The 5,637-nt window shown below is 63.2% G+C and carries 5 protein-coding genes; all 5 read right to left on the reverse strand.

Going from position 1 to position 5,637, the window contains the following annotated elements; genetic code table 11:
- Positions 1–373: hypothetical protein (locus KIH75_RS09750; protein WP_219056510.1), on the reverse strand; the 373-nt coding region annotated here is incomplete at its 3' end.
- A gap of 162 nt (positions 374–535) precedes the next feature.
- Complete coding sequence (locus KIH75_RS09755; protein WP_219056511.1) at positions 536–1,012, reverse strand: cell division protein SepF; 477 nt, start codon at positions 1,010–1,012, stop codon at positions 536–538.
- A gap of 61 nt (positions 1,013–1,073) precedes the next feature.
- A complete protein-coding gene (ftsZ, locus tag KIH75_RS09760) occupies positions 1,074–2,348 on the reverse strand; it encodes a cell division protein FtsZ (protein WP_219056512.1) in 1,275 nt (424 codons plus the stop codon).
- Positions 2,349–2,541: 193 nt separating this feature from the next.
- Positions 2,542–3,738 (reverse strand): tRNA dihydrouridine synthase DusB, encoded by a 1,197-nt coding sequence (gene dusB / locus KIH75_RS09765; RefSeq protein WP_420829197.1) that lies wholly within the window; start codon positions 3,736–3,738, stop codon positions 2,542–2,544.
- 80 nt (positions 3,739–3,818) lie between these two features.
- Positions 3,819–5,294 (reverse strand): glycine--tRNA ligase, encoded by a 1,476-nt coding sequence (locus tag KIH75_RS09770; protein WP_219056514.1) that lies wholly within the window; start codon positions 5,292–5,294, stop codon positions 3,819–3,821.
- Positions 5,295–5,637: the final 343 nt, after the last annotated feature.

The following is a 5,637-nucleotide window of genomic DNA, read 5'->3' on the forward strand; positions in this document are numbered from 1 at the left end:
GTTTTGGGGTCGGGTTCAGGGTGCGGATTGTAACTGCGGGTTGCGGATGATCGCCACCGGTTGCCGCCGACTGACGCCGGTTGCCGCTGACCGTGGCGGAATCGCCGCCGCTCGCCCGCATGTCTGTCAACGATTGTTGACGATGAGACTGGCAGCTGGCCGACCACAAGCTGGTCATCAGCTGGCAATCAGCCTCCCGCGAACCGTGACGCGCGTACCGTCGCGCACCGATCATGACGCACGAATCATCACGCGCCGTGACAACGATACCGGGGAAACGACGCAACACAGATGGCACGCGGCACAGCGCGGGAAGCGCGGCACCGCCGCTTGCAAGAATGGTTCCGTCCAACGATCCGATAGAACGAATCATCAAACGGAACCATCAATACGTCATCAGCAGGCGCCCGGCCGCAATCGAATGCGAACGATCACACCGTCGAGCAACCGAACAACAAACAACCGAACAGCCGAACGACCGCACCGCGCCTCCGCCATCACCGTCACACGGCAACAGCCTCAGCACATCAGCGCATCAGTCGGCGAACAGGCTGCGAGCGGAATCCGGAGCAGTGGTCTCCTCGACCTTGATGTTCACCTGAGCCGGGCTCAGCAGGAACACGCGCGGGGTCACACGCTCCATGGAACCGTGCACGCCGAACACCACGCCGGCGGAGAAGTCGACGATGCGGTACGCCACAGGCTCGGCCACGCCGGTCAGGTTGAGCACCACGGGAACACCGTCGCGGATCGCACGGCCAACCATCTGCGCATCCTCATAGGTCTTCGGATGAATGGTGGTGATGCGGCTCATCTTGCCCGGGAAAGGAGTGGTGCGCGACGACGTCTGAGGCTGTGCCGGTGCCGCGGTGGGCATGGGGGTGACGGAATGGTCGGAGTCGAACGTGCCCTCAGCGGCGGGGGCGCTTTCCTCTTCGACCGCGAAATCGTCGTCGTCCGCCACGTCAGCCATGCCGAGGTAGGACATCGCACTCTTCATAAACCCTGCCATACAAGGTTCCTTTCCTTATTATTTACGAATTCCTCAACGATTTCGCTATCGCCAGCACGCCTCAGCGCAGGAAGTCCGGGATGTCGATGTAGTCGGAATCGTCCGTGGTGTAGGACGGGTTCTGCATCGGCTGGGCCGCGGGATCGCCATTCGCCGGAGCGAAGGTGAACGGGGACTGCTGCGCCTGCTGCGGTGCGGCGGCGGGAGCCTGCTGGCCTTGCACCGGCTGGCCCTGCACGGGGGCCTGGGCGGCGTCGGCGGCCGGCTGAGCGGCCTGCATCGGCTGACCCTGCTGCGCGGGCTGAGCGGCCTGAGCCTGCTGGACGGTGGGCGCGGCCTGAGCCGCAGCCTGAGCCGCACGCTCCTCGGCGGTGGGCTTGTTGGAATCGAAACCAGCGGCGATGACGGTGACACGAACCTCGTCGCCGTAAGCGTCGTCGAGCGCCAGACCCCAAATGATCTGCGCTTCGGGGTGAATGGCCTTGCGCACGAGCTCCACGGCTGCGGAAGCCTCCTGCAGACCGATATCGGTCGGGCCGGCAACGTTGATCAGCGCACCGTGAGCGCCCTCGATGCTCTCCTCCAGCAGCGGCGAGCTGATGGCCAGCTCGGCGGCCTGGGTGGCGCGATCCTCGCCGCGGGCGGAACCGATACCGAACAGGGCGGTGCCGGCGCCACGCAGAATGGCCGTGACATCGGAGAAATCGACGTGGATGTAAGAGTTGGAGGTGATGAGGTCGGTGATGCCCTGCACGCCGGACAGCAGAGCGCCGTCGGCGGTCTTGAACGCGTCCATGATGGTGATGGAACGGTCGGAAAGCTCAAGCAGACGGTCGTTCGGAATGACGATGAGCGCGTCGACTTCCTGACGCAGGTTGTCGATACCGAACTTGGCGGAATTGGCACGCTGCGGGCCTTCGAAGGAGAACGGGCGGGTGACCACCGCGATGGTGAGCGCACCCTGCTGGTGCGCGGCACGGGCGACGATCGGGCTGGCGCCGGTACCGGTGCCACCGCCCTCACCGCAGGTGACGAACACCATGTCGGCGCCCTTCAGAGCCTCTTCGATATCGGACTGGTGATCCTGAGCCGCCTTCGCGCCCTTCTCCGGGTCTGCGCCCGCGCCCAGGCCACGGCTCGTCTGATCGGACAGGGAGATCTTCACATCGGCGTCGGATCGAAGCAGATCCTTCGCATCGGTGTTAATGGCCACGAATTCAACGTTCTGCAGACCTTCCGCAATCATGCGGTTCACGGCGTTGCCGCCTGCACCACCGACACCAACGACCTTGATGTTGGTCTTGTCGTTCAACTCAGTCTGGGCGATCTCGCTCACGTTTGGCTCCTGTCCTTACACGGTTACGCATAACTCTAGCGCAGGGCACACCCGATTCGGGCGTTTTTTTCAAGTGTACGCATACATTATCAGGTGATTTTCAGGTTTGGGGTCCTTCGCGTCGCCTGCACCGCGCGACACGCGCCCCAACACCGAAAACGGCGCCCCACAGTGACGCCCCGAAACGGCACCTTTAATAGACGTCATCCATCGGATCGTCGCCGAACAACGCCTGTCTCTCCTCATGCGTAGTGGTTCGAGACTCCAGCCAGCCGTACGGCAGATGCACCTTCTTGGCGAAACGGACCCTGCCACGCGGCTTATCGACCACGCGCTCCGGGAAGCGCATATCAGGGTCAAGCTTGCCGATCTCACGGCGCACGTCGTCAAGCGACTCGCACTCCATGAACGCCTTGCGCGTGGAACCCCCAACCGGGAAACCCTTCAGATACCACGCGACATGCTTACGCAGATCATGCACGGCCATACGCTCGTCGCCATCATAGAACTCGGTGAGCAGTTCGGCATGACGCTCAATCACGCCACACACCTCGCCCAACGTCGGGTCGATACGCTCGGCGGACCCGTCGAACGCGTTCCTGATATCGGCGAACAGCCACGGGCGCCCCTGGCATCCACGGCCGATGGCCACGCCGTCGCAGCCCGTCTCCTCGATCATGGCCAGCGCGTCGTCCGCACCCCAGATGTCACCATTGCCGAACACCGGAATGTCAAGCTCCCGCTTCAGTTCGGCGATGCGCGTCCAATCGGAATGCCCACCATAGTATTCGGCGGTGGTGCGCGCGTGAAGCGTCACTGCGGCGCACCCCTCCTCCTGGGCGATATGACCGGCCTGAAGGAACGTCTCATGCTCATGGTCGATACCGACGCGGAATTTCGCCGTGACGGGGATATTCGCCGCGGAGCACACCTTCACCACGCGGGAGATGATCTCCTGCAGCAGATCGGTCTTCCACGGCAGCGCCGAACCGCCACCACGACGGGTGACCTTGGGGACCGGGCAGCCGAAGTTCAAATCCACATGATCGGCCATACCCTCATCGACCACGATCTTCGCGGCCTGTTCAACGATGGCCGGGTTCACGCCGTACAGCTGCAGCGAACGCACGCGTTCGCTCGGAGCGAAGCGGCATAGACGCAGCGCCTTGGGGTTGCGGGCGACCAGGGCGCGCGCGGTGATCATCTCGGCCACGTACAGGCCGCTCGGCCCATACTGTTCGCACAGTACGCGGAACGGCCAGTTCGTCACTCCCGCCATAGGCGAAAGCACCACCGGCGTCGGCACGTCGATATCGCCGAGCTTCACCGGTGCAATGGGATGAGAGGCGACGTGCGCCGAGTGCTGCGGAGAACAGGGATTCTCCCCCACTCTGCAGCCCTCGTGCACGTCATAGGTCTCTTCGGTAGTCGTCACGATTCGGTACGAGTCCCCTCACGATCCGACACGGATCAGTACAGACCGCCGGCTTCGGCGATGTGGACGGAATCCGGCCATGCCTCGCCGCCCATGGATTCGGGCATCTGCGGCACGCTGACGCGCTTCTCGCCGATACGCTCGGCGATGTAGTCGGACACCTTGTCGAGGCTGACGCGCTCCTGCTGCATGGTGTCGCGCTCACGGATGGTGACGGCCTGATCCTCAAGCGTGTCGAAATCGACGGTGACGCACAGCGGGGTGCCGATCTCGTCCTCACGACGGTAGCGGCGACCGATCGCACCGGCCTCGTCATAGTCGATCATCCACTCGTTCTGGCGCAGGTCGGCGGCGAGCTTCTGCGCCACGTTCTGCAGGTCGGGCTTCTTGCTCAGCGGCAGCACGGCGGCCTTGACCGGAGCCAGACGCGGGTCGAGATGCAGCACGGTGCGCTTGTCGACGCCGCCCTTGGTGTTCGGAGCCTCGTCCACGTCGTAGGCGTCGACCAAGAAGCACATGAGGGAACGGGTCAGGCCGGCGGCCGGCTCGATGACGTACGGCACGTACTTTTCGCCGGTGGCCTGGTTGAAGTAGCTCAGATCCTCGCCGGAATGCTTGGCGTGCGCGGACAGATCGAAATCGGTACGGTTGGCGACGCCTTCAAGCTCGCCCCAATCGGAGCCTTGGAAGCCGAACTTGTATTCGATGTCGACGGTGCGCTTCGAATAGTGGGCGAGCTTCTCCTTCGGATGCTCGTAGTGGCGCAGGTTCTCCGGCTTGACGCCCAAATCGAGGTACCACTGGGTACGGGCGTCGATCCAGTACTGATGCCAAGCCTCGTCCTCGCCGGGCTTGACGAAGAATTCCATCTCCATCTGCTCGAATTCGCGGGTGCGGAAGATGAAGTTGCCGGGCGTGATCTCGTTACGGAAGGACTTGCCCATGTTGGCGATGCCGAACGGCGGCTTCTTGCGGGAAGAGGTCATGACGTTCTTGAAGTCCACGAAGATGCCCTGCGCGGTTTCCGGGCGCAGGTAGTGCAGGGAGTTCTCGTCCTCGACCGGGCCGAGGTGGGTGCGCAGCATCATGTTGAAGTCACGCGGTTCCGTCCACTTGCCGCGTTCGCCGCAGTCGGGGCAGGCGATGTCGGCCATGCCGTTCTCGGGCAGCTTGTCGCCGTGCTTCTCGGCGTAGCTTTCCTCAAGCTTGTCGGAGCGGTGGCGCTTGTGGCAGTTGAGGCATTCCACCAGCGGATCGTTGAAGACGGCCACGTGGCCGGAGGCGACCCACACGGGGGTCGGGAGGATGATGGAGGTATCCACGCCGACCACATCGCCGCGGGTGACGACCATGGAGCGCCACCATTCGCGCTTGATGTTGTCTTTCAGCGCGACGCCGAGGGGGCCGTAATCCCAAGCGGAACGGGTTCCGCCGTAGATTTCGCCGGCGGGGAATACGAAGCCGCGACGCTTGGCAAGGGATACTACTTCATCGAGTTTGGACTGAGCCACAATGCACCTTCTGGTTTGAACGGTTTGGGGTCTATACAAGCGGCAAGCCTACCGTTATGCGCTGACTTCTGAGAACGAATGCACCCGGCCGTTCCCCGCGCCCGCGCCGGGCCCGTTCCGGGCGTGTTCCGCGTCCGTTCCATGCCCGTTCGGGACCCATCTCACGCCTGCGCCAGGCACCCCTCATACCGAAATCAGACAAAATCGGGCGATTTTTGTCCGATTCCGGTAACGAACACACTCCCTCCCTTCCTCCCTCTCAAGTCCCCTCATACCGAAATCAGACAAAAACAAGCCAAATTTGTCTGATTCCGGTATGAGTCCCGCCCGCTCCTCGTCCGTC

This window comes from Bifidobacterium pongonis (assembly GCF_019331805.1).
GTDB classification, from domain to species: domain Bacteria; phylum Actinomycetota; class Actinomycetes; order Actinomycetales; family Bifidobacteriaceae; genus Bifidobacterium; species Bifidobacterium pongonis.